This is a genomic window from Nocardia kruczakiae NBRC 101016 (genome assembly GCF_001612965.1).
GTDB classification, from domain to species: Bacteria; Actinomycetota; Actinomycetes; order Mycobacteriales; family Mycobacteriaceae; genus Nocardia; species Nocardia kruczakiae.
Genome location: NZ_BDBL01000013.1, coordinates 90,629 through 116,564, shown reverse-complemented (window position 1 = coordinate 116,564; position 25,936 = coordinate 90,629). Strand labels below are relative to the sequence as shown.

Below are 25,936 nucleotides of genomic sequence, written 5' to 3'. Positions count from 1 at the left end.
ACTCGCCGGACGAAGCTTCGCGGTGTCCTTCTCGCACTCGGTCGAATCGGAAGATTATGCTCGGGCTCGCCGGATTTCCCGGCGAGTACGGGACAGCAAAGCCGCTGTTCAGTAGTATCGGCTAGGTGTGGTACAACGGTTTCCGCACAGTGTGGACCGCAATAGGTCACTCCGCGCAGCGTCGTCGTGCGGAGAGGTGAAACAATGCTCGCCGGGGCAGTGTCCCCGGGTCGGATGCAATGCCGACACACGCTTCCGAAACCGTGGCGTGGCGGGGGGATCGACCCGCTCGACATTACGCCTTCCACTTTAATACGGACAAATCGCTCGTAGTTCCGACCCATTCGACAGGGCCTCTATATGCCTTGTGCGAGTGGCGCTTTCGGGCCGCCTGCACGTTCGGCGGCACGTCGTGATAATGCGGCGAACGGTTGTCGCGCAGTGCTCGCCAAGCTCGGCGAGAGGGGGTCCTCAGCTACGCAGGGCACGCACACGATCCGCATAAGACCCTCAATCGGACAGTGGCTCGTTCCCGGTTCCGATTGGGGCGACCTCGTGTGCGTCGAACAGTGTGTGATCGAAATGAGTTACGGGTGCCCGGGTCGATTCGAAAAACCGGCGATTCGGGGATCCGGCAGCTCGGGGAATTGCAAATGCAATTGCATTCGCAAGCAAGGGTACCGCAACGGGGAATTCCGCGCATGGAAACACGTGTGGATGTGCGCTGCTCCGTGTATCGGAATTCGAGGAGGGGCTAGACGATGAGTCCGGATTCAGCCATGCCTGCCGACCGAAATCCTGATCTGATTCCACTTTCCAGGGCGCAATACGGAATGTGGCTGGCGGACAATCTCCCCGGCGGACCGAACGTCAACATCGCCCACTACGTCGAGATCGAGGGGTATATCGACTACGCCGCCTTCGCCAAGGCGGTGACCGACGCCGGCCACGAGAGCGAGTCACTCATCGTCCGCGTGGTCGAGGTCGGTGGTCGTCCGTATCAGTACGTGGATCGCGGCATCGTCTACGACGAGCCACTACTGGATCTGACCGAGGCCGCGGATCCGCACGCGGCGGCGATGGACTGGATGCGCCGCGACTACGGCACCAAGGCGGTCGATCTGGCCCGGGACCGGCTCACCGCGACCAGACTCATCCGGATCGGCGAGGACCGATATCTGTGGTACGCGCGCGCTCATCATCTCGTCATCGACGGCTACGGTGCGTTCAATCTCATCAACCGCGTCGCCGAGCACTACAACGCACTGATCGAGGGCCGAGCGCCGACGCGGCTGGCGACGGTCGGGCTGAACGACATCATCGCCGCCGAGCACGACTATCGGACGAGCCGGCGGTTCGATACCGACCGGGCGTATTGGCTGGACAAGGCGGCCGACCTGCCCCCGGCCGCGAGTTTGGCGGGGCGCTCCGCCAAATGGAGCGAGGACGACCGCTTCGCCGGGCGCACGTTACCGGCGCCGCTGACCGCGCGGCTCGACCGCTGCGCCGACGACCTGCACGCCTCGACGGCGCAGGTGGTTGTCGCGGCGTTCGCCGCCTTCCTCGCGCGCATGACCGGTACCGACGAGGTCGTCCTGTCGCTGCCGGTGTCCGGGCGGGTGACGAGGCGATTGCGCAATGCCGCCGCGATGCTGGCCAATATGGTGCCGATCCGATTCACTGTGGACCCGGCGACCACGGTGGAGGACCTGGTCCGCGCATCGGTGTCCGAACTCGTGCTGGCCATGCGGCATCAGCTCTACCGGTTCGAGGATCTGCGCCGCGAATCCGATGCCGTCGACGCGGCGGCGACCTCCTTCGGCCCGATCGTCAATATCCTGTTCTTCGATTCCGAGATCCGCCTCGGCGAGGCGACCGGGCATTACCGCGCGCTGACCTCGGGAGCGCTGGACGATCTGCAACTCAATATGTACCGCGCCGGCGGCGACGCACCGCTGGCGGTCGAACTGCACGGCAACGCCAACCTGTACGGACAGGATGAACTCGACGCCCATGCCGGCCGCTTCGTCGACTTCCTCGACCGCATGGCGAACTCGCCCACCGATGCCCGGCTGGTCGACATCCCGCTGGTCGACCCCGCCGAACAGCGCAGGGTGCTCGGTGAACTCGCGGGCCGCGAGGGTACGGCCACAGCGGCGACACTGGCCGACCTCGTCACGCGACAGGCGGCGTTCTCGGTGTCCGACGTCGCCGTCGACGACGGAACGACCGCGCTGACCTACCGCCAACTCGACGAGCGCTCCAACCGGTTCGCGCGCAGGCTCATCGCCCTCGGGGCCGGGCCGGATACGCTGGTGGCGATCGCACTGCCGCGCGATGTCGATCTGATCGTGGCCGCACTGGCTGTGGTGAAGACGGGCGCCGGATATCTGCCGCTGGACCGCGCACACCCGCTCGAGCGCCTCGACTACGTGCTGCGCGATGCCGAACCGATCGCCCTGGTGACGAGCCGGAGCATGTCCGATCGGCTGCCCGAGACGGGCCGCGTCGTGCTGTTCGACGACGACGCCACCGAGAGCGGCGAACCGATCACCGATGCCGACCGGGTCCGCCCCCTGCGTCCCGGCAACGTCGCCTATGTCATCTACACCTCCGGATCGACCGGGCAGCCGAAGGGGGTGGCGATCACCCACGGCGCGGTCGCCGCCTACTTGACGAACGCCACTGCCGAAATCGGGGTCCGCGCCGGGGACGTGTGGACGTTGTTCCATTCGTTCGCATTCGACTATTCGGTGTGGGAGATCTTCGGTGCGCTGGTCACCGGGGGACGGCTCGTGGTGGTGGACGGTCCGGTCACGCGCTCACCGGACGAGATGGTGCGCCTCGCAGCGCGGGAGAAGGTGAGCGTTCTCAGTCAGACACCGTCGGCCTTCCATCAGTTCGCGGCCGCGCGTCAGCGCTACGTGGACGCCGGGCAACCGGACGGTGAGCTCGCCCTGCGCCTCGTCGTCCTCTCCGGGGAGGCGCTGGATCCGGCGAGTCTGTCCGACTGGTACGCCCGGACTCCGGATCTGCCGGTGCTGGCCAACAGTTACGGCATCACCGAAACCACGGTCTTCGTCACCTACACCCCGCTTGCGGCCGACCGGGCCGTGCCGGGCGCGCCCAGTACCATCGGCTCGTCGCTGCCGGGCCTGCGCGTGTATGTCCTGGACGAGCGCCTGCGACCGGTGCCACTGGGAGCCTGGGGCGAAATCTACGTTGCCGGAGCGCAACTCGCCCGCGGCTATCTCGACCGGCCCGGGTTGACGGCGGGACGCTTCGTCGCCGACCCGTTCGGTGCGCCGGGGGCGCGGCTCTACCGCAGCGGTGACATCGCGCGCCGGAATCTCGAGGGGGAGTTGGAGTATCGAGGCCGCGCCGATCGGCAGGTGCAGCTGCGCGGGTTCCGGATCGAACTCGACGAGATCCGCGCCGCGCTCCTGACCCACGGTTCGGTGTCGGCGGCGGTCGTCGTGGTGCATCTGCCCGGTACCGAGGCGGCCCGGTTGCTGGCCTACGTGGTGCCGGCCACCGGAGCGGTCTGCGCGGCCGAGGAGCTGCGCACGCATGTGCGTTCGATCCTGCCGGACTACATGGTCCCGGCCCACGTCATGGTTCTCGACGCGCTGCCGCTGACCGTCAACGGCAAGGTGGACCATCGCGCCCTGCCCGAGCCGGCGCCGGATTCGGCGGCGGCGTACGTGGCGCCGCGCACGCCCGTGGAGGAGACCATCACCGGGGTCTTCGCCGAGGTGCTGGGCGTCGATCGGGTCGGTGTGCTGGCCGACTTCTTCGAGCTGGGCGGCAATTCGCTGACGGCCACGGGGGCCGCGGTGCGGATCGGCGAATCGACCCGGTGCGAGGTGTCGGTGCGCGAGCTGTTCGAGAACCCGACCGCGGCCCAGCTCGCCGCCCATATCGACGGCGCCCGACGGTCCGCTCGCCCCGCGCTGCGGCCACAGCCGCGAGTCGATCCCATTCCGCTCGCACCCGCGCAGACCCGGATCTGGCTGATCAATCAGATCGAGCCCGAATCGGGGGCCTACAACATTCCGCTGGTACTGCGGCTGTCCGGACGGCTCGACGCCTCCGCCCTGCAGGCGGCCCTAGCTGATGTGATCGAACGGCACGAATCCCTGCGCACGGTGTATCCGGCCGTGAACGGCCGAGGCACACAGGTGATTCTGCCGGCCGAGGATGTCGTGGCGGAATTGGATGTGACACCGAGGCGCGTCTCCGCCGACGAACTCGACCACCGGATCGGTGAGCTGGTGTCGACCGGAACCGATGTGCGCCACCGGCCGCCGATCCGAGTCGCACTGCTCGCCACCGCCGATCACGGCCACGTCCTGGTGGTCGTCCTGCACCACATCTGCTGCGACGGGTCGTCGCTGCCGCCCCTCGCGGCCGACTTCGCCACCGCCTACCGCGCGCGAGCGCAGGGGCACGCCCCCGGCTGGCAGCCACTGCCGGTGCAATACGCCGATTACAGCATCCGGCAGCGCGTATTACTGGGCGACGACACCGATCCCGAGTCGCTCGCCTCTCGTCAATTGAATTACTGGACAGCACAATTGGCGGATATGGCGCGGCCGCTGGAACTCCCGGCCGACCGCCGGCGGCCGGATCGCCGGTCCCTGCTCGCCGATGTCGTCGACACCGCGATCACCGCCGAAACCTACGCCGGGATCGAGCAGCTGGCCCGCACGGCGAAGGTCACCACCTTCATGGTCGTGCATGCCGCGCTGGCGGTGCTGCTGGCCCGGCTGTCGGGCTCGGCGGACATCACCGTCGGCACCCCGGTCGCGGGCCGCGGCGAACGCGCGCTGGAACCGTTGATCGGCATGTTCGTCAACACCGTGCCGCTGCGGACGCGAGTAGACGACGACGACACGTTCGCGGACTTCCTGGCGCGGGTCGAGGACATCGATCTCGGCGCACTCGCACACAGCGACCTGCCCTACGAACAGGTCGCCGAGGCGATCGAGCCGATGTCGGCGGCGGCGCAGGACCCGTTGTGCCGGGTGTATCTGGCGTTCGACAATATGGACCGCCCGACCCTCGAGCTGGCCGGGGTCACCGCCGAGGTCCTGGATCCGGGTCCACAGCCGGCGAAGGTCGACCTGATCGTCACCGTCGCCGAGAATGCCAGGGCGGCAGGCGATCTCCCGATGCGGATCAACTACGCGACCGATGTGTTCGACCGCGGCACGGTCGAGGAGTTCGCCGCGCGCCTGCATCGGATTCTCGAATCGGTCGTGCGAAATCCGGGGCAGCGGGTCGGCGCGGTCGATGTGCTGTCGGCCGGTGAGCGCGCCGCGCTGGTGCCCGCATCCGGTGGCGACGCCGAGGCGCCGCTCGTGCTGGCCGAGCTGCTGACGGTCCGGGATCCGGAGGCCGTGGCGGTCGTGTCGGGCGGGCACACCCTGACCTACGGGGAGTTGGACGCCCGGTCGAATCAGCTGGCCCGAGTGCTGATCGAGTACGGGATCGGTGCCGACGACCGGGTCGCGCTGGTGCTGTCGCGGTCGGTGGAACTCGTGGTGGGAATGTGGGCCGTGGCGAAGACGGGTGCCGCCTTCGTCCCCGTGGATCCGCGCAATCCGGCCGAGCGCGTGGCGGTCATGCTCGCGAACGTCCGGGTCGCTGTCGCCGTGATCGCGACGCGGGACCTGGTGCCGCACACCACCGAGCGGCTCGTCCTCGACGAACCGCGCACCGAGGCCCGCATCACCTGCCGTTCCGCGTCCGCGGTGACCGACCGCGACCGGATTCGCCCGTGCCGGGTGTCGAATACCGCGTACGTGGTCTACACGTCGGGTTCGACCGGCGAGCCGAAGGGCGTCGCCGTGACGCACGCGGGTGTGGCGAACTTCGCTGCCGAACAACGAGATCGGTATCGGATCAGCGATTCCGCGCGCGTGCTGCAGGTGGCGGCTCCGGGCTTCGACGCGCTGGTGCTGGAACTGCTGATGGCACATCCGCACGGCGCGACGCTGGTGGTCTCGCCACCGGAGGTCTTCGCCGGTGAGCCGCTGGCGGAAGTGATTCGCCGGCAACGGATCTCGCATGCGTTCCTCACGCCCAGCGTGCTGGCGACGATGTCGCCCGCCGCGCTCGGGTCGTTGCGGGTGCTGGTGGCCGGTGGGGAGGCGGTCTCGGCCGACACCGTCGCGGTGTGGGGACCCGGGCGCCGGTTGCACAACGGCTACGGACCGACCGAGACCACGATCATGGTGGCGATCAGCGATCCGCTGAAACCCGGCGATCGGGTGACGATCGGCGGTCCGATCCGCGGTGTGCGGGCGCTGGTTCTGGACGAGCGGCTGCGGCCGGTGCCGGTGGGGGTGACCGGACAGCTGTACATCTCCGGCATCCATCTCGCCCGTGGATATCTCGATCGGCCCGCGGAGACGGCGGCGGCGTTCGTGGCGGAGCCGTCCGGCGCGGCGGGTGAGCGGATGTACCGCACCGGCGATCTGGCCCGCTGGACCCCCGAACGCACCCTCGAATACGCCGGGCGCACCGACTTCCAGGTGAAGATTCGCGGGCAACGCATCGAACTCGGTGAGATCGAGGCCGTCCTGGCCGGTCATCCGGATGTCGCCGCCGCGGTCGCGGTGAGCGTCGCGACCGACGGCGGAATGCGGCTCGCCGCCTATCTCGCGCCCGGCGACGACGTCGTCGACGTGGCCGCCGTGACGTCCTATGCCGCGCGCCACCTGCCCGCGCATATGGTTCCCGAGTCGGTGACGGTACTCGACGCCCTGCCGCTGACCTCGGTGGGCAAGGTCGACCGCGCCGCTCTGCCGGAGCCGGTATTCGCCAGTGCGCGAGCCGCTTTCGTCGCGCCGCGCGATGCGGCCGAACAGCTCGTCGCCGATGTGTGCGGCGCCGTGCTGGGCATCGACCAGGTAGGCGCCGCCGACGACTTCTTCGCCCTCGGTGGCAATTCGCTGTCGGCGACGCGGCTGGTCGCGCGGCTGAGTGCCGCATTCGATGTCGAGGTATCGCTGCGCACCGTCTTCGACGCCCCGACGGTCGCGGCCCTCGCCGCGGCGCTGCGCACCCTCGACACACCCGGGCGGGAACCGCTGGTGCCGCAACCGCGACCGGCGCGCATCCCGCTCTCACCGGCCCAGGCCCGGATGTGGTTTCTCAACCAGTTCGACACCGACTCCGCGCTGTACAACATCGCCCTGGTGGTGGGCATGTCCGGCCCGCTCGACGTGGCGGCCCTGCGGGCGTCCGTCGCCGATGTGCTGGAGCGGCACGAGGCGTTGCGCACCGTGCATCCGGACAGCGACACCGGGCCGCATCAGGTGATAGTGCCGGTGCGCGAGGCGCTGCCGCCGCTGGAGCCGATGACGGTTCCCGCCGCCGAACTCGAGGCGCGGATCGCGGCGACGGCGGCCGCCGGATTCGACGTCACCCGCGACGTTGCGTTCCGGGTCGTCCTGCTGCGCACCGCGCCCGAGGAACACACGCTGGTCGTCGTCGTCCATCACATCAGCTTCGACGGATCCTCGCTCGCGCCACTGGCCGCCGATCTGATGACCGCCTACGAGGCACGCCGCCGGCAGCAGGCGCCGCGATGGGAGCCGCTGCCCGTGCAGTACGCGGATTACGCACTGTGGCAGGGGAAACGGCTCGGCACCGAAGACGATCCGAGCGCTCCGGCCGCCATGCAGGTCGACTACTGGCGCACGGCCCTGGCCGATCTGCCCGAAGTGCTGGATCTGCCCACCGATCGCCCGCGCCCGGCGCGGCAGAGCTTCCGCGGTGCGACGGTGTCGCACACCCTGCCCGCCGACCTCGGGCATGCGCTCACCGCGCTGGGCCGCTCCTGCGATGCCACGGTCTTCATGGTGCTGCACGCGGCCTATGCCGCCCTGCTGGCACGTCTGTCGGGTAGCGACGACATCGCGGTCGGCACGCCGGTCGCCGGACGCGGAGAACCGGGACTCGAACGCCTGATCGGCATGTTCGTCAACACCCTGGTGTTGCGCACCCGCATCGACCCCGGCGCCTCCTTCCGCCGGATTCTGGAGCAGGTCCGCGCGACCGATCTCGCCGCCTTCGACCATGCCGACATCCCGTTCGAACGTCTCGTCGAGGTGATGAACCCGCCTCGCTCCACGGCGCATGCGCCGCTGACCCAGGTGGGTTTCGCGTTCCACAACATCGACATTCCGGCGGTGCGCTTCGAAGGATTGACCGTCGATGCCCGGACCGCCGACCCGAGCGTGGCCAAATACGATCTGCACCTCAATCTCGTCGACACCGCGCGCCATGGTGGACCGGATGGGATGGCCCTCGAATTCGGTTATGCGACAGACCTGTTCGACGAGTCCACGATCCGCGCGATGATCGACCGGTTCGTGCTGCTGCTGCGCGCCGTCGTCGACCGGCCCGACCGCGCGATCGGCGATATCGACCTGCTGACCGAGGCGGAAGTGCGCGAACTGGCCGTGCGCGAAACCGGCGGGACCATGGCGCCGTCCTCGGCGACCATCGCCGAACTGTTCGCCGCCCAGGCCGCGGCGACACCGCGGGCGAGCGCCGTGCTCGACGCCGAGGACGGCACGCGACTCGACTACGGCGAGTTCGCGGCCCGGGTGAACGCACTCGCGCGGACATTGATCGACCGCGGCGTCGGCCCGGACACCGTGGTCGCCGTGGCGATGCACCGCTCGGTCGACCTGCTGACCGCCCTCTATGCGATCCATGCGGCCGGCGGGGCGTATCTGCCGGTGAATCCGGAACATCCACTCGATCGGGTGCGCGCCGTGTTCAGCGCGGCGCGGCCCCGGGCGGTACTCACCCGCCGATCCGATGGCGCGAACCTGCCCGCTGACGTCCCGGTCTGGGACTTCGCCGAACTCGGCGGCCGTTCGCCGGACACTGCGCCAGTGACCGACCGCGACCGGCTCGGGCCGCTGCGTCCGGAGAATCTGGCCTACGTCATCTACACCTCCGGCTCGACCGGGGTGCCCAAGGGCGTGGCGGTATCGCATGCCGCGGTGGTCAATCAGCTGCGCTGGCTGCGCGAGCACTACCGGCTCGGTGACGACGTCATGCTGTGGCGGACCCCGGTCACCTTCGACCTGTCGGTGTGGGAACTGTTCTGCGCCTTGACCTGTGGCGCCGAATTGGTGATCGCCGGCCCGGGTGCGGGCGGCGACCCGGAGGCGGTCGCGCGGCTGATCGCCGACCATCACGTCACCACGGCCGATTTCGTGCCGTCGCTGCTCTCGGCGTTCGAGGATACGGCGGCCGGTCACCGCTTCCCCGATCTGCGGCGCGTGCTGTGCATCGGCGAAACGCTGCCGGCCGACACCGTGCGCCGCTTCCGCCGACTCAGCGATGCGCGCCTGGACAACCTGTACGGGCCGACCGAGGCCGCGGTCAGCGTCACCGCCTACCACGTCGACGGTATCGACGGCGGCACCGTGCCGATCGGTACGCCGGAGCCGAATGTCGTGGTCCACGTGCTGGATTCGCGCCTGCACCCGGTGCCGGCGGGGGTGACGGGGGAGTTGTATCTGAGCGGTGTCCAGCTCGCTCGTGGCTACCACCGGCGCCGGGATCTGACCGCCGCGACTTTCGTCGCCGACCCTCTCGGCAGCGCACCCGGGTCGCGTATGTACCGGACCGGTGATCTGGTTCGCTGGGAGAAGGGCGGCGTCCTGAGCTACGTCGGGCGCGCCGACGACCAGGTCAAGATTCGCGGACTGCGTATCGAACCGGGCGATATCGAGGCGGCTCTGCTCGCGCAGGACGAGGTGAATGCGGCGGTGGCGCGCGTCTACGCGGGCCGGGGCGAGCAACGCCTGATCGCCTACGTGGTCGCACCGGAAACCGTGGACACCACACGGATTCGGCGCCTGCTGCTGGAACGCCTGCCGGCCTATATGGTGCCGTCCGTCGTCATCCGGATCGGCGGTGTGCCGCTCACGGCGAACGGGAAGATCGACTACCGGGCCCTGCCGGTTCCGGACTCGATCGGGCAGACGGAATACCGTGCGCCCCAGGGGATCGTGGAACAGACCGTCGCCGAGGTCTTCGCCGAACTGCTCGGCGTGCCGGTCGTGGGCGCGGACGACGACTTCTTCGACCTGGGTGGCAATTCGCTCGTCGCCACGCGCGCGCTGAGCCGGATCGGCGCCACACTCGATGCGGCCGTGCCGGTGCGGATGATCTTCGAAGCGCCCACGGTCGCCGAACTCGCCGAGCGCATCGCCCGGCTGCGGGGTGTGCCCGCGCTGCCGGCTCCCACACGCGGGCCGCGACCGGATCGCCTGCCGTTGTCGACGGCGCAGACCCGGATGTGGTTCCTCAACCAGTACGACCCCCTGGCGCCGGGATACATTGTGCCGCTGGCGGTTCGGCTCGAAGGACGCCTCGATGCGGACGCGCTCACGGCAGCCGTCGGGGACGTGGTCGAACGGCACGAGAGTCTGCGCACCGTGTACCCGGCGGTCGACGGCGTGCCCACCCAGGTGGTGCTGGAGGCGGCCGCCGTCGTCGCGGACTGGGACCTGACACCGCAGCGAATCGACGAGCACGAGCTGGACGGCCGGTTGGCCGCGCTGACGACCACCGGATTCGACGTCTCCGACGCGGTGCCGGTGCGGGTCGCGCTGTATCAGCTGTCGGACACCGTCCGGGTGGTCGCGATAGCGGTGCACCACATCAGTTGCGACGGCTATTCGGTGGCACCGCTGGCCGCCGATCTCGTGGCGGCGTATCGGGCGCGGGCCGGTGCCCACCCGTCGGATCGTCCGCCGCTGCCGGTGCAGTTCGCCGATTACGCCCTGTGGCAGCGTGCGGTGCTCGGCTCGCCCGACGATCCGGAATCGCCCGTGGCACGCGATATCGCCTACTGGCGAACGCGACTGGCCGGCATACCCGAGCTGCTCGAACTGCCCGCCGACCGGCCGCGCCCGGTCGACCAGAGCCATCGCGGCGCGCTGATCCACGCCGACATTCCGGCGCACCTGCAGAGCCGGATCGAATCACTGGCCCAGCGCGCGCGAGCCACGACCTTCATGGTGGTGCACACGGCGCTCGCGGTGCTGCTGTCGGGCCTGTCCGGCAGCGACGACGTCACCGTCGGCGTACCGCATGCGGGCCGTGGCCACCGGGTGCTCGACGACCTGGTCGGCATGTTCGTCAACACCTTGGTGCTGCGCACCCGCGTCACGCTCGACCAGACGTTCACCGGATTGCTGGACATGGTGCGCCGCAACGATATCGAGGCCTTCGACCACGCGACCGTGCCGTTCGAGCAACTGGTCGACGCGTTGCGTCCCGCCCGCTCGACCGCGCACTCACCGCTGTTCCAGGTGATGCTCGCCTATCAGAACATGGTGCGGGCGCGTGTCGAACTTCCGGAGCTCACCGTCGAAACCATCGATCCCGGTGACAGTTCCGCGATCTACGACCTGCTCTTCATGGTGACGGAGGATCACGCTCCCGACGGTGAGCCGGCCGGTATGACGCTGCGGCTGACCTACGCGACCGACCTGTTCGACGCGGAGTCGGCACAGCGGTTCGCGGACCGGTTCGTCCGCCTGCTCGACGGGCTCACGACAGACGCCGACGCGCCGCTCGGTGAGCTCGACCTGCTCGATGCCGCCGAACGGCAGCTGGTGCTCAAACGCTGGAACGACACCGGCGACCCGATGTCGGTGGGGCGAACCCTGGTGGACGGCTTCGGCGAACAGGTGCGCCGCACCCCGCACGCTGCGGCGATCCTGCCCGCCGACGGCGACGCGCTGACCTACCGGGACTTCGCCGACCGTGTCCACCGGCTGGCCCGATGGCTGATCGCGCGCGGTGCGCGCACGGAAACCACTGTGGCCGTGGCGGTTCGACGCTCCGTCGACCTCGCGACGGCGTTGTACGCGGTGCTGGAGTCGGGTGCGGCCTTCGTCCCGATCGATCCGCAGCAGCCGAGCCGGCGCATCGCCGACGTGCTGGACGCGGCACACCCGCTCCTGGTTCTCACGACCGCGGCCGACGGCGACGGCCTCCCGCCGGAGTATCCGCGGGTGGATCTCGATCGGCTGGATCTGTCCGCACTGTCCGGTGACGCGATCACCGATGCGCACCGGCTCGCGCCGCTGCGGCCGGGCAATGTGGCCTACGTCCTGTTCACCTCCGGCTCCACCGGCGTGCCCAAGGGGGTGGCGCTGACCCACGCCGCCACCGCGAGTCAGCTGGCGTGGGCGCAGCGGCAGTGGCCGCACGGCGCCGGCGATACGGTCCTGTACAAGACCCCCGTCACCTTCGACATCGCGGTGTGGGAGCTGTTCTGGCCGTTGCAGACCGGCGCGCGGATCGTGATCGCCGAACCCGAGGGGCATCGCGACCCGGTCTATCTCGCGGACTGCATCGCGAACCGGGGGATCACCACCGTGCATTTCGTCCCGTCGATGCTCGACGTTCTCCTCGAAACCGTCGCCGATACCGAATTACCCTCGGTACGAAGGGTATTCGTCGCCGGTGAGGCGCTGGCGCAGTCCACCGTCGACGCCGCGGCGCGGGTGTTCACCGCGGCGGAGGTGGTGAACTGGTACGGGCCGGCCGAAGCGGAGGTGGTGACCTCCGCGCGATGCCTGCCCGGTGCGACGGTGCCCGCGACGGTCCCGATCGGCGCGCCGGTCTCCGGGATGCGGGTGTACGTGTTGGACCGGAGACTGCGCGCGGTGCCGGTCGGCGTCGTCGGCGACCTGTACGTCTCCGGTGTGCAACTGGCGCGCGGCTACCACGGCCGCGCCGACCTGACCTGCGCGGCCTTCGTCGCGCATCCGTTCGGCGCACCGGGCGAGCGGCTGTACCGCACCGGCGATCTGGTGCGCTGGACCAGATCCGGTGAACTGGACTTTCTGGGCCGCAGCGATTTCCAGGTGAAGGTTCACGGCCAGCGCGTCGAGCCGGGGGATATCGAGGCGGCGGCGTGCGCGCTCCCGGAGGTCGCGCGCGCGGTCGCGGTCGCGACCGCGGAGCGCATCGTGGCGTATGTGACGCTCAGGCCCGGCGTGGTGATCGACGGGCGGGACATCCGGGACCGCCTCGCACGGCTGCTGCCGTCGTATCTGGTACCGGGGCGCGTCGAGGTGCTCGACCGGATGCCGCTCACCGCGAACGGCAAACTCGACCGCGACGCGCTTCCGGAACCGGAGTTCGACGACACGGCGGAATTCGTGCCGGCGCGTACCGATCACGAAGCGGCACTGACCGATATCGTCGCCGCGATCACCGGCGGGGAGCGGGTGAGCGTCGCGGCGAACCTGTTCGAACTCGGTGTCGACTCGCTCTCGGCCGCCCGGCTGGCGGCACGCGCGGAGGCGGCGCTCGGGGTGCGGGTCGGGATCCGGGACATCTTCGAGGAACCGACGATCGCCGGACTGGCGGCTCGTCTGACGCAGCGCATGCCGTCGTCGCTGCTCCCGCTCGCGCCGCGGCCGCGCCCGGCCACGGTTCCGCTGGCGGCGGCACAGCGACGGCTGTGGTTCATCAACCAGTTCGATCCCGAGTCGGCGGCCTACAACATCGGCTTCGCGGCACGGTTGACCGGTGCACTGGATCTGCGCGCCCTGCGCGCGGCGTTCGCGGACGTCGTGGGCCGGCACGAACCCCTGCGCACCGTCTATCCCACGGTGGCCGGTGAACCCTGCCAGGTGGTGCGGGATGTGGCCGCGGTGGTCGCGCAGCTGGCACCGGATGCGGAGCCGGTCGACGAGGCGACGCTCGCGGAGCGAATCCGGCAGACCGTCGCGGCGGGCTTCGACGTCTCGGCCGAGGTCCCGGTGCGCGCGCGGGTGTATCGCACCGGGCCCGCGCAGCACATGCTGGTGCTGGTCGTTCATCACATCGCCGCCGACGGCTCGTCGATGGCGCCGCTGGCCCGCGACATCTTCACCGCTTACGCGGCGCGCGTGAAAGACCAAGCGCCGCAATGGCAACCGCTGCCGGTGCAATACGCCGACTACTCGCTGTGGCAGCGAGAGGTGCTCGGCGCCGAGGAGGATCCGGAATCGGTGACGGCACGCCAGGCCGCCTACTGGACGGCGGCTCTGGCCGACGCGCCGGAGCTACTGGACCTGCCGGCCGATCGGCCACGCCCCGCGACCATGTCGATGACCGGTGGCAGTGTGCGATTCGGCATACCGGCACCGCTGCACCACGCGATCGTGGAGCTGGCCCGCCGCGAGGGTGTCACCGTCTTCGTCGTGCTGCATTCCGCGCTGGCGCTCGTGCTGGCGCGCACCGCGCACACCGGCGACATATCGATCGGCACCCCCGTGGCGGGGCGCGGGACGGCGGCGCTGGACGATCTGGTCGGCATGTTCGTCAACACCGTCGTGCTGCGCACACCCGTCCGCGACGACGTGTCGTTCGCCGAGCTCGTCGCGCAGGTGCGCGGCATCGACCTCGAGGCGCTCGCGCACGCCGATCTGCCCTACGAGCGGTTGGTCGATCTGCTCGACCGGCCCCGGTCCACGGCGTATACGCCGCTGTATCAGGTGCTGTTCGGGTTGCAGAACGCGCCGGCGGACCGATTCCGGCTGCCCGGCGTCGAGGTGGAACTGGTCGATCCCGGTGTCGCCCAGGCCAAAACCGATCTCACCGTCCTGCTGACCGACGACCCCGGCAGTGCCGGGGCCGTCGGAATGGACGGCGAAATCATCTACGCCACCGATCTTTTCGTCGAGGCCACCGCACAGGCACTGGCGGACCGGTTCGTTCGCGTACTCGACGCCGTTGTCCGCGATCCGGCCCGGCCGGTAGGGGACATCGCGCTGCTCGACGCCGGCGAGGCCGAGCGGCTCGTGCCGGCGCGGGGCGGGGCCGCACCCGCACCGCGGCTGCTTCCGGAACTGCTCGCCACCGCGGTGGCCACCGCTCCCGAGGCGATCGCGTTGATCGACGGTACTCGCACCCTCACCTACCGTGAGCTCGACACTCGCGCGGAAGAGATTGCCGCCCAGCTATTTTCGGCAGGCGCGAAACCAGGGGTCCGCGTGGCGCTGGCCGTGCCGCGCTCGGCGGACTATCACATCGCCATGTGGGCGATCGTGAAGACCGGCGCCACCTTCGTACCGCTGGACCTGCGCTATCCGCCGGAGCGGATCGCCTATCTGCTGCACGACTCCGCTGCCGGCCTCGGTATCACCACGACCGCCGCGCGCGCGGCGCTGCCCGGCGACGTGCGCTGGCTGATGCTCGACGAACCCCGTGCCCCGGGCGCGGTCGCGGTGAAACATCCACGCGCACCGCGACTTCGGGATGTGGCCTATCTGATCTACACGTCCGGCTCGACCGGGACGCCGAAGGGGGTGATGGTCACCCACGAGGGGCTCGCCGCCTTCGCCGACGAGCAGCGGGAGCGCTACCTGGTCGAGCGCAGTTCGCGCATCGTGCAGGTCGCGTCACCGGCCTTCGACGCCGTCCTGCTCGAAGCGCTGATGGCGCACGCCGCCGGCGCGGCGCTCGTGGTGGCGCCGCCGGAGGTGGTCGGCGGCGCGGACCTGGCCGCGCTGATCACGGCGCACCGGGTGACGCATGCGTTCCTGACGCCGAGTGTGCTGGCGACGATGTCGCCCGCCGAGGTCGAGTCGGTGCGGGTCCTGGCGGTCGGTGGCGAGAAGGTGGCCCCCGATCTGCTCGCGGCCTGGGCGGCCGGGCGGCGGCTGCACCACATCTACGGCCCGACCGAGACCACGATCGTGATCACCATCAGCGATCCGGTGGATCCGCAGGAAATCCTCACCATCGGCGGTCCGATCCGCGGCGCGGAGGCGGTGGTGCTGGACGCGCGGCTGCGCCCGGTGCCGATCGGCGTGCCAGGGGAGCTGTACCTCGCCGGATCCGCACTGGCACGCGGATATCTGAATCGCCCGGCCGTCACGGCGGCGTCGTTCGTGGCGAACCCATACGGATCGCCCGGGAGCCGGATGTACCGCACCGGCGATATCGTGCGCTGGACCGAGCAGGCCACGCTGCAGTACGTCGGCCGGCTCGATTTTCAGGTCAAGATCCGAGGCCAGCGGGTCGAGCTGGGCGAGATCGATGCCGCCTTGCTCGCACATCCGGAAATCGCCACCGCGGTCACCGTAACCCGCACCGGGCCCGGCGGGCGCACCGTACTCGCGGCCTATGTCACCACCGATTCCGCCGCGACCGCCGCGCCGGGCGAGATCCTCGATCGGCTCGCGGCCACCCTGCCCGCGCATATGGTGCCGGCGACGATCACCGTCCTCGACCGGTTGCCGCTCACCTCGACCGGCAAGGTGGATCGGAAAGCGTTGCCGGAACCGGACTTCGACACCTCGACGGAGGGCGCGGCGGCCATCGCCGACGAGCTCGAACGCACCGTGGCGGCCGCCTTCGCCGATGTGCTGGGTGTGAGCGGCGTCGGCGCGACCACGTCCTTCTTCGCGCTGGGTGGCGATTCCATCATGTCGATCCAGCTGGCGTCGCGACTGCGGGCCGTGGGGATCGACGTGACGGCACGAGATATCTTCGAGCGCAAGACGGTTCGCGGCCTGGCGCAGATCGCGCAGGCGCCCGCGCGGGCAACCATCGAGGAACTGCCCGGCGGCGGAGTGGGTGAGATCGCGCTCACGCCGATCGTGGCCTGGTTCGTCGAGTATCTCGGGTCGCCGGCGCGGTTCGCGCAGTCCATGCTGGTGCGGTTGCCGCGCGACGCCCGAGTCGACGATGTGCGCGCGACCGTGCTTGCGGTCGTCGAACGCCATGATGTGCTGCGTTCGCGGCTGCGGGCGGGGCAGTGGGATGTGCTGCCGCTGAGCGCATCCGAGACCGCCGGATCCGTGTCGGTGCGTACCTTCGGCGCCGCCGAACGACCCGGCTCGCCGGGCTTCACGGCCGTGGTGGAGGCGGCGTCGGCCGCGGCGGTCGACCGGCTCGACCCGGCGACCGGTGCGATGGTGCACGTCGCCTGCCTGCTGCCGGAGCCGGGTGTGGACGCGGAGGCGCGCGCGCTCGTCGTGATCCATCACCTCGCCGTCGACGCGGTGTCGTGGCGAATTCTGCTGCCCGACTTGGCCACCGCGTGGCAGCGGATCATCACCGGCCGGCCGGTCGAGTTGGCCGCTCCCGGCACCTCGATGCGGCGTTGGGCCGAGGCCCTGGTCGAAACGGCGGCGGCGCGGGCCGGCGAGTTTCCACTGTGGCAGCGGATCTGCTCCGTCCCCGACCCGCTACTCGGACGCGCGAATGCCGATCCCGCGCTGGATACCCAGTCGACGGTGCGCCACATGACCGTCACACTGCCGGTCGACGTGACCTCGGCGTTGCTCCACCAGGTGCCCGCAGCCGCGCACGGCACCGTCGACGATGCGCTGTTGACGGCGCTCGCCGTGGCTGTGCGGCGGTGGCGCGAACGGCGCGGCAACGTCTGTGCCACAACGAGTGTCATGCTCGAGGGACACGGCCGCGAGGAGGGGATCGCCGAAGGCGCGGACCTGTCGCGAACGGTCGGCTGGTTCACCACCCGGTATCCGGTGGTACTCGACCTCGACGGGGTCGACTCCGCCGACGTGCCTGCCGCCGTGAAATCGGTCAAGGACCAGTTGCGTGAAATCCCAGACAAGGGAATGGGTTACGGTCTCCTGCGCTTCCTGAATCCCGCGACCGCCCAGCGATTCGCCGATCTGCCGGAACCGCAGATCGCCTACAACAACCTCGGGCGCACCGGCATCGATCGCATGGATCCGGCGGATCCGGCGTGGGTTCCCTCCGGCGAAGCCTTCGACCAGCGTGCGGCATTCGAGCCGGATATGCCGGTGGCGGCAGTACTCACCATCGACGTGAACGTGCTCGACACGGACGCCGGACCGCAGCTGTCGGCATACGTCGGCTACGCCTCCCGGCTGCTCGACCACGACGAGGTCGCCGAACTCACCGGCGAATGGGTCGAGGCGCTCACCGTCGTCGCGGCCGCCGCCGACCGGGACTGGGGGCTCAGCCGCTCCGACGTGCCTCTCGTCGATGTGACCCGCGCCGATCTCGACGCATTCGCCCACCGCTACGGACGACTCGACGACGTGTGGCCTCTGGCGCCGCTGCAGGCCGGCCTGCTCTTCCATGCCGAGATCGCCGCGGGCCACCTCGACGTCTATCTCGCCCAATCCGTGCTCACCCTGTCCGGCGAGGTCGACGAGGCCCGGTTCCTGCGCGCCGCGCAAGCCCTGCTCGACCGGCACCCGAATCTGCGGGCCGCATTCGCGCGTACCGCCGAAGGTGTTGCGGTGCAGGTGATTCCGGAGGACGTCGAGGTGCCGTGGCGGCAGGTCACGCTCTCCGGCGCCGCATCCGAGACCTCGGCTCTGCTCGATGCCGAGCGGGCGTCGTTCTTCGATCCGGCGCAACCGCCGCTGCTGCGATTCGTGCTCGCCACCGTGGGATCGGGCGACTTCCGGCTGATCCTGACCGCCCATCACCTGCTGCTCGACGGATGGTCGCTGCCGCTGCTGTGGCGGGAACTGATCGGCCTGTACGCAGTGGACGCACAGCCCGAGCTGCTACCGGATGCGGTGTCCTACCGCGACTATCTGGAATGGCTGGCTCGCCGCGATCGTGCCGCGAGCGAGGCCGTGTGGCGCGACGCGCTGCGCGATGTCACCGAACCGACCCTGGTCGCCGATCCGCATGCCGATGCGGCCGCGACCATGCCGATCGATCTGCCGGTGGAGATCGACGGTGAGGTGAGCGCCGAACTGGCGGAATTCGCGCGGTCCCACGCGGTGACGATGGCGACGATGGTCCAGTTCGCGTGGGCGGTGGTCGTGGGCAATCTGGTCGGCTCCGACCGGGTCGTCTTCGGCAGTACCGTGTCCGGCCGGCCCGCCGACCTGGCCGGGGTGGAATCGATGATCGGACTGTTCATCAACACGATTCCGGTCGTCGCCGACGTGCGCCGCGAGGACACCCTCGGGCAGGCCCTGACCCGGCTGCAGGCCGGCAACACTCGCCTGCTCGACCACCACTACCTCGAACTGCCGCGCATACTGTCGGCGGTCGGCGCGGTGACCCTGTTCGACACGCTGGTGGTGTTCGAGTCCTATCCGGTCGACAGCAGCGGACTGGGCGCCGCCGATATCGACGGCATGCGGGTGGTCGCGGCGGACGGGCGCGACGCCGCGCACTACCCGATCACCGTCCAGGCCCACCACACCGACCGGCTGCACATCCGGTTGCGCTACCGGCAGGACCGGATCACCGACGCGACGGCGTCGGGGCTGGCCGACCGGCTGGCGATGGTGTTGCGGGCGGTGGCGAGCGACCCGGGTGCGCGGCTGTTGTCGCTGGATCTGCTCAACCCGGCCGAGCGTGCCGCCGTCGTCCCCGCCACCGGAGGCGCCGCTGCCGCGCCGCACCGCGCCGACGAGTTGCTCACCGCGGGAGTGTGGGTGAATCCGTCTGCGACAGCGGTGATCTCAGATCACCAGACCATGTCGTACGCCGAACTAGACGCGCGCTCCAACCGGTTGGCGCGGTGGTTGATCGAGCGTGGAATCGGTCCCGGCGAACAGGTCGCGCTGGTGCTGCCACGGTCGCCGGAACTCATTGTGGGACTGTGGGCGACGGCCAAGACCGGTGCGGCGTTCCTGCCGGTCGACCCGCGCAATCCGACCGAGCGAGTGGCCCACATGCTCGCGGACTCCGCCGTGCGACTGGCATTGACGATCGCGGCGGAACGGGAGCTGCTCCCGGACGCGGTGACCCCGCTGGTTCTCGACGACCCGCAGACCGAGACCATGCTCGCCGCGAAGTCCGCGGCCACCGTCACGGACGCGGATCGTATACGGACACCGCGGATCGCGGATGCCGCCTACGTGATCTACACCTCCGGATCGACCGGCCTGCCCAAGGGCGTCGTGCTCACCCATGCGGGCCTGGCGAATTTCGCCGCGGTGGTGCGGGACCGCTTCGGCGTCGACACCGCATCGCGGGTGCTGCACGCGGCGGGCCCCGGGTTCGATGTGGCGGTGCTCGAGGTGTTGCTCGCCCATACCAGCGGCGCGGCCCTGGTTGTCACGGGACGGGACGCCTATGCCGGTCCAGAACTCGCGGAGGTGATTCGGCGGCAACAGGTCTCGCATGCCTTCCTCACCCCCAGCGTGCTGGCCACCATGTCGCCGACGGGTATGGATTCGCTGCGGGTGCTCATGGCGGGCGGCGAGGCGGTGACACCGGAGCTGGTCGCCGTCTGGGCGCCGGGCCGGCGGATGTTGAACGGGTACGGACCGACGGAGGCGACCATTCTCGCCGGAATCAGCGCGGCGTTGCTGCCGGGTGAGGCGGTGACCATCGGCGCGCCGATCCGTGGCATGGAAGCCGTCGTGCTCGACCCCTGGCTGCGACCGGTGCCGGTCGGCGTGGTGGGAGAGTTGTATCTCGCGGGCCCGCATCTGGCGCGCGGCTACGCGAACCGGCCCGCGGCGACCGCGGCCGCGTTCGTCGCGAATCCGTTCGGCTCGGCCGGTTCTCGCCTGTACCGCACCGGCGACCTGGCTCGCTGGACACCGGAATACGCGGTGGAGTATCTCGGCCGCCGCGACTTCCAGGTCAAGATCCGCGGCCAGCGCATCGAACTCGGCGAGATCGAGGCCGTCCTCGGTGAGTATCCCGGGGTCGACCGGGTGGCGGTCGCACTGCGCCCCGACGAGCGCGGCACCCAGCGACTCGCCGGATACCTGGTCGGCGACACCGATATCGATCCGGACGAGGTGAAAGCCGCTGCCCGCCGCCGGTTGCCCGCGCACATGGTGCCCGACGTCGTGCTGCACATCGCCGAGCTCCCGCTGACCGCGACCGGAAAACTGGATCGGGCGGCGCTGCCCGCACCCGACTTCACGGTGCAGCGGCGCCGGATCGCTCCCGGTACCGACACCGAACAACGCATCGCGGAGGTCTTCGGTGACGTCCTGGGCGTCGCCGACGTCGGTGCCACCGACAACTTCTTCGAACTCGGCGGCACGTCGCTGTCGGCCACCCGAGCGGTGGCCCGCGTGCGCACGGCCCTGGGCGTGCACGTCGGCATCCGGGATCTGTTCGACGCCCCGACGGTCGCCGAACTGGCCGCGCGTCTGGCCGGCGCCGACCGGGCCGTCGCGGCGCGGCCGGTTGCGCGGACCCGCCCGGACCGGATTCCGCTCTCGCCCGCACAGCAACGGATGTGGTTCCTCAACCGCTTCGACACCTCGGTCGGCGCGTACAACATCCCGCTGGTGATCCGGCTGCGGGGCGACCTCGATGTCGATGCGCTGCGGCGGGCGTGCGCGCTGGTCGTCGACCGGCACGAATCGCTGCGGACCCGATTCCCGATGATCGACGGTGCCCCCTGCCAGGTCGTGATCGGCGCCGACGAGGTCGCGCCCGCGCTGATCCCGATCCCGGCCGACGAAGGGCAGATTTTCGAGCGAGCGGCGGCGGTGGTGTCCGCGGGCTTCGACGTCACCCGGGAGGCGCCGATACGCGCCGAACTGTTCGCCCTCGGCGACCGTGACCACGTGCTGGTGATCGGCGTCCACCACATCTGTGCCGACGGACAGTCCATGATGCCGCTCGCCCGCGACGTGGCGCTCGCCTATGAGGCGAGTCGGCAAGGAACACAACCGAATTGGCCGCCACTGGCGCTGCAGTACGCCGACTACGCACTCTGGCAGCGCGAGATGCTCGGCGACGAAACGGACCCGGATTCGCTGATCTCGCGGCAGCTGCGATTCTGGACCGGCACCCTCACCGGACTGCCCGAACTTCTCGAACTGCCGACCGACCGGCCCCGCCCGCCCGTCGCGTCCATGCACGGCAGCACCCTCGATTTCGAGCTGTCCGCCGACCTGCACGCCCGCATCGACGCCCTCGCCCGGGCGGCCGACGCGACGGTGTTCATGGTGTTGCACGCCGGGCTGGCGGTTCTGCTGTCGAAGCTGGCCGCGGTCGGCGATATCGCGATCGGCACACCTGTGGCCGGCCGCGGTGACCGTGAACTCGACGATCTGATCGGCATGTTCGTCAACACGCTGGTGTTGCGGACCCGAGTGGCATCGCCACAGGCGTTCGAGGAATTGCTCGCCGCGGTCCGCGACACGGATCTGGCGGCCTTCGCGCACGCCGACGTGCCCTTCGAGGAGATCGTGGAGGAGCTCAATCCACGGCGCTCGACCGCGCACATGCCGCTGTACCAGGTGACGCTGGACGTGCAGGATCTCAGTGCCGCCGCACTCGAGTTGCCGGGCCTGACCATCGAACCGATCGAAGAGGTCTTCGATCAGGCACGCGCGGATCTCAACGTCAAACTCGTCCCGCGACCCGGCGCCGACGGCCGGCCGGGCGGAATGGCCGGCCGCCTCACCTTCGCCACCGACCTGTACGTCGAAGAGACTATGCGGCGATTCACACAGGCGCTCGTCCGCGTCCTCGAGCAGGCGACCGCGAATCCCGCTGTCGCCGTGGGGGATATCGATATCGTCGAGCCCCGCGAGCGTCGCCGGATATTGTCCGCCGCCGGGACCGACGGTGCCGCGGTGGCGGAACTGACCCTGCCCGAGTTGCTGTCCGCCCGCGTTTCGGCACATCCCGACGCGATCGCGGTGAGCGACGGTACGGCACAGCTCACCTATGCGGAACTGGATCGACGCGCGACCCGGCTCGCCGCCCGTCTCGCCGCGCACGGCGCGCGACCGGAAACGCTGGTGGCGGTGGCGCTGCCGCGGTCGGTCGATCTGATCGTCGGTCTGCTCGCCGTCGTGCGCGCGGGCGCGGGATATCTGCCGTTGGACACCGCGAATCCGCCGCGTCGCCTGCGTTTCGTCATCGACGACGCACGTCCCGTCGTGGTGCTGACCTCGGCCGATATGGCCCCGCAGGTGCCGCGGTGTGCGACGCCGATGGTGTCGATCGACGATGCGGAGACCGAATTCGACGCCGGTAGCGCGCGGGCGCCGGTGGCCGCGCGGCCGGGCAACCTGGCCTACGTCATCTACACCTCCGGGTCGACCGGCACTCCCAAGGGTGTGGCGGTCACCCATCGCGACGCCGTCACGCTGCTGACCCATGCCGCCGAACGATTCGATGTCCACCCCGGCGACGTGTGGACGATGTTCCATTCCTACGCCTTCGATTTCGCGGTGTGGGAGATGTGGGGTGCGCTGCTGACCGGCGGCAGACTGGTCGTCGTCGACCACGACACGGCTCGCTCACCCGACGCACTCGTGGAACTGGTGGCGCGCGAGAGCGTCACGATCCTGAGTCAAACCCCGTCGGCCTTCTACGGTTTCGCCGACTCCGAACGCAGATATCGCGAATCCGGTTGCGCTCAGGGTGATCTCGCGCTCCGGTATGTCGTCTTCGGAGGCGAAGCCCTGGACGCGGCGCGATTGTCGGGATGGTTCGCCGCCCACGAGCCCGGTTCCCCGCGGTTGATCAACATGTACGGGATCACCGAAACGACGGTGCATGTGACCTTCGCCGAGGTGGACGGTCCGAACGCGGACCGGATCGGAGTGCCGCTGCCGGGACTGCGCGCCTATGTCCTCGACGACCGGCTGCGCCCCGTGCCGATCGGGGTGCGCGGTGAAATCTGCGTCGCCGGAGCGCAACTCGCGCGCGGATACCTGCGGGCACCCGCGGCGACGGCCGGCCGTTTCGTGGCGAATCCGTTCGACCCGGACGGCGGCCGGTTGTATCGCACCGGCGACCTCGGCCGCTGGCGGGAGACCGGAGGCGGCCTGGAACTGGCCTATGCGGGTCGCGGCGATGCCCAGGTTCAGCTGCGTGGGTACCGGATCGAGCTGGGGGAGGTCGAGTCGGCATTGCTGCGGCATCCGTCGGTTGCGCGGGCCGCCGCGGCCGTGCATCGTCACGAGCGCGAGGTCGACCAGCTGATCGGATATGTGGTCGCCGCCGACGGTCAGCGTCTCGATCCGGGGCAGGTGCGGGCGGCCGCCGCCGAGGTGCTGACCAGTTACATGGTGCCCTCGATGGTGATGGTGCTCGATGATCTACCGCTGACGGTCAACGGCAAACTGGACCGAAAAGCCTTGCCCGCGCCCGATTTCGATGCCGCCGTACAACGGTTCGTCGCACCGCGCACCCGCACCGAGAAGGTGATCGGCGAGGTGTACGAGCACATCCTGGGCGCCGCCCGCGTCGGGGCGACCGACGGATTCTTCGATCTGGGCGGCAATTCGCTGCTGGCCACCATGGCGGTGACCGAACTGCACGCCCGCGGTGTGACGATCGAATTGCCGTGGATGTTCGAGGATGCGACACCACAGACGCTGGCCCGCCGCGCCGACGAGTACGACGGCGCGTCCGGGCTGAGCGTGCTGCTTCCGTTGCGCGCCGGCGGATCCGAGCCGGCCGTGTTCGCCGTGCATCCGGCGGGCGGCCTGGCGTGGTTCTACGGCGGGCTCATCGAACATCTGCACCCGGATCGGCCGGTCTACGGCCTGCAGGATCCGCACGTCGTCGCCGGTGAACCCGCCGCCACCTCCCTCGACGAATTGGCCGACCGCTATGTGGCCGAGATCCGCCGAGTGCAGCCCACGGGCCCCTACCACCTGCTCGGGTGGTCGCTGGGCGGGCAGATCGCGCACGCGATGGCGGTGCAGTTGCGCCGCGACGGCGCCCGGGTCGGCATCGTGGCGCTGCTCGACAGCGCGGCCGGCACGCTGCCGCAACCCACGGCCGAGGAACCCGCGCCCGGACAACTGATGACCGATCTGCTCGGCGGCTGGCGCGAGCTGTTCGACCTGGGCGACGAGCTGGTGGTGAGCACGCACGAACAAGCGTGGGAGGTCATCCGCGAGCAGGTGATCGCGACCGGACTGTTCACCGCCGAACAGACGGATCGGGTCATGGCGAGCTTCCGCACCGCCGGCGATATCTCCACCCGCCATCGGCCCGAAGTCTTCGACGGTGACCTGCTCCTGTTCACCGCCGGACAGGATCACCCCGAACACGACGCTCTCGCCGACACCTGGCGGCCCTACGTGGGCGGCGACATCCACAACGTCGTCGTCGACGCCCGCCATCTCGAATTGAGCCATCCCCGTGCGCTGGCCGTCGTAGGCCCCGTCCTCGAAAGGTTCATGGACCAATGCTGACCACTCTGCAACATGTGCGACTCGATGACGGCAGAACGGTGACCTGCACCAGTCCTGCCGAAGCCAGAATGCTGTGGGGCGAGACGACCGCGGCCGACGGGTTCTACCGCCGCGCGGCCGAATTCCTCAGTCCCGGCCAGGTCGTTCTCGACGTCGGCGCCAATATCGGCCTGAGCGCGATGATGTTCGCCGACACCTGCCCCGGCACCCGCGTGATCGCGGTCGAACCGGTGCCGATGACCTTCCGATGCCTGGACCGCAATATCGCGGCGCACGTTCCCGGCGGGATATCGCTGCGGATCGCGGTCGGAGCGATGCCGGGGACCCGGCCCTTCACCTGGTATCCGCGCGCGACGGCGAATTCCGGCTTCTTCGCCGACCGCGCGGCCGACGACGAAGCGACCGCCACCTATCTGCGCAACAACGGGCTGGACGACAGCGCCATCGCGGTCATCACGCAGGGGCTGCACGACGGCGTGCAACTCGAGGTCGGAGTCACCACCGTGTCGGCGATCCTGGATCAGCACTGCCGAGGATGTGAGATCGGCTTGCTCAAGGTCGACGTCGAACGCGCGGAATGGGATGTGCTGCTCGGCATCACCGCAGCGGACTGGCGGCGCATCCACGTCGTCGTCGCCGAGGTCCACGATCGCGACGGCCGTCTGCGCGAGGTCTGCGACCTGCTCACGCGGCAGGGCATGTCGGCGCAGACCCGCCAGGACCCACGTCTGGCGGGCACCGAAATGCACGAGGTCTTCGCCGTCCGGCCGCGTATCGATCGGTGA

Annotated in this window: 2 protein-coding genes; both read left to right on the top strand. The window is 69.8% G+C overall.

All coding sequences use genetic code 11. From position 1 onward, the window contains the following. The first annotated feature begins 779 nt into the window (after positions 1-779). On the top strand, positions 780-25,151 hold the full coding sequence (locus tag NK1_RS11135; RefSeq protein ID WP_084460769.1) for a non-ribosomal peptide synthetase: 24,372 nt from the start codon (positions 780-782) through the stop codon (positions 25,149-25,151). Continuing rightward, the gene (locus NK1_RS11130; protein WP_063008432.1) at positions 25,145-25,936 is read left to right on the top strand and encodes an FkbM family methyltransferase; all 792 of its coding nucleotides are present in this window, start codon (positions 25,145-25,147) and stop codon (positions 25,934-25,936) included. The genes NK1_RS11135 and NK1_RS11130 overlap by 7 nt, the downstream gene beginning before the upstream one ends.